Origin of the sequence: Mesotoga sp. HF07.pep.5.2.highcov (assembly GCF_003666285.1) — a bacterium.
GTDB lineage: Bacteria > Thermotogota > Thermotogae > Petrotogales > Kosmotogaceae > Mesotoga > Mesotoga prima.
Genome location: NZ_JFHJ01000696.1, coordinates 1 through 2,291 on the forward strand (window position 1 = coordinate 1; position 2,291 = coordinate 2,291).

General features: G+C 43.3%; 3 protein-coding genes. 2 read left to right on the top strand and 1 reads right to left on the bottom strand.

The features are described 5' to 3' along the window. Positions 1-94, bottom strand: a 94-nt coding sequence (locus BG32_RS14855) for a family 1 glycosylhydrolase (protein WP_121527064.1), incomplete at its 3' end; no start/stop codon positions are given. A gap of 98 nt (positions 95-192) precedes the next feature. Between BG32_RS14855 and BG32_RS14860 the strand changes: the two genes are divergently transcribed. After that, positions 193-1,041 carry a carbohydrate kinase family protein gene (locus BG32_RS14860; RefSeq protein WP_006492456.1) on the top strand — a complete coding sequence of 283 codons (849 nt, stop codon included), beginning with the start codon at positions 193-195 and terminating at the stop codon, positions 1,039-1,041. A gap of 179 nt (positions 1,042-1,220) precedes the next feature. Further along, on the top strand, positions 1,221-2,162 hold the full coding sequence (locus BG32_RS14865) for a hypothetical protein (RefSeq protein WP_006492457.1): 942 nt from the start codon (positions 1,221-1,223) through the stop codon (positions 2,160-2,162). Positions 2,163-2,291: the final 129 nt, after the last annotated feature.

Here is a 2,291-nt window from a genome sequence, read left to right on the forward strand (position 1 = left end):
CCCATGCGTACCAATCAGAAAATACATTGCCCCCTTCTATTTGATGGCCGGCCGTTGCAACACCCCACATGAAACCGTCTGGAAACGAAAGCATATCGGAAACCTCCTAAGTATGTTATGTGTATACTCATATACAATTATAATCATGAAGGTGGGCAAAGTAAAAACTACTGGAAAGATGAGGTTGGTCGCATGAAGATTTCTATTGTTGGCAATGTGAACATAGACCTAAGCGCATTCATAAGTGAAAGCGGGAATAATGAAGAAAACAGGATCAGCGAGATGAGCTTTGCCATCGGAGGAAGCGCCTCGAACACATCAATAATGTTAAGCAGGCTAAGGAAGAGCATCTATCTGCAAGGTGCGGTTGGGAGCGACTTTTTTGGAGAGATGGCGCTTGAATTGCTGAAAAGAGAAGGCCTCAACATCGATTATCTTTTAAAGCTGAATGGAAAGACGGGCTTCTGTTTTTCAGCGATCTCTAAAGATGGACAAAGGCATCTCTTCACGTACAGGGGAGTTAACGAAAAAGCGTACCCGATTGAAGATGGGTTCGACTTCTACCACTTTGGAGGTGTAACTCCCGATCAGATTGAAAGGTTTGTAGGCAAAACTGGCGAAGTAAGGTTTTCATACAACCCTGGAGGCATCGTCACTTTTGAGAAGACAAATGGAGTTGCGGCTATTGCAGCAAGGTGTGAAGTGCTGTTCGTTAATGAGAGCGAGTGGAATCATCTTGAACATTCGCTTACCGTAGAGCCAAAGGAAATTGTCGTAACACTAGGAGCGAGAGGATCGAAAATCAAGAACGGCCCAGAAGAAGCTGCTCTTCCTGCGAAGGTAATTGATACAACGGGCGCCGGAGACTCTTTCATTGCAGGGTTCTTGCACGCATATCTTTCAGGAAAAGATCCGGCACAGTGCTTGAAACTGGGAAATCTACTTGCATCCATGGTAGTATCAAGGCCGGGAGCAAGTCCTGCTTTCACTTACAATGAAGTAAGTGATCTCGCAAATAGGTATGACGTATACTTGCATTAGTTGTATATACTTTAATAATATACTATACTGAATATGATGAAAGTAACGGTATATATATTTGCATAGGTTATGTATGGATCCGTGTTGTTCTATAATAGTTTATATAAAATATTTTGTGTATATAAAGCTTAGATCAAATATGAACGCTTTTGTGATAGTATATCTGTAGAGGTGATTCAATGCCAGCACAAATTGCATCGGTTGATGTTGTAAGAATACTTGGTAAGCTGAGTGACGATGGAGGGGAGCAATCAAGTAGAAATAGATTCATTCGCGAGTATCTTTCAAAGTACACTTCTCCCGAATCCATCGTCAGTGACATCGAGGGGCTACTTGAAGCCTATCCTACATTTGATGGCGATTCTGAGAGTCTCGGAAGAGCCTACGCCGATCTTGTTAATAGGCTTGCCGAACTATCGGGTTTCTCCGTTGACTATGTGAAGTACTCCGGAAGAGAGAAGATAACGGGGATCTGGAAGGTGGGTGAGGCTATTCAGATCAAAGTCTCGGCGATTATTTGTACTGATTTCGAAGAGGCCAAGGGAGTTGCGAGAAACGCTCTCCTAATCCTTCCCGAAGCGATCGATCTCGGGAGACCATTTGTTACAGTTGGGCGTCTTGGTATGTTGTTTTCAATGATCGAGCAAATCGAGCTTCCGGTTAGTTCAGTCGCGTCGATACTTGTCACAGATGATAACTACGACAAAAGAATATCATCATTTATGGAGTTAATGCTATTAGCTTTCAAAAAGGAGCTGGCAAGAAAACCCCAGATATCGCTTCAAAAAGAGTGGTCTAAAGAGGAACTTGAAGAATTCATTCTGGAGAGACTTAAGCTGCCCACTATAGGGATGCTGTTTTCCTTACTCGATTCACCCATGTTGAGTGAAGACTTGGTAGACAGAATAAACAGTTTCCTGGAGGAAAACGAGAGCGAACTGGTGAAAGGACCTATGGCACTGGGTGCCATAATGGGTGCTCTTTCGAAACACTACTCCGGGATCAAAGAAGAGCTTGTATTGCGCGAGGGAAAGAGATATCGACTGGCCGACAAATACAGACCTGTAATATCCGAAATCAAAGCGCGCTTTGAAAGCGGTGTTCAGGCACGCACGCGTTAAATGGCTCATATTGCTTGTTTCTTCTGGCAAGAATATAAATAGATACGGAAGTGAAGAAAAATTCAACACAGAGCATTTTAAGAGGTATCACGCTGTAACTCCTATTGAATGGAGCTTACACGCGTAGCA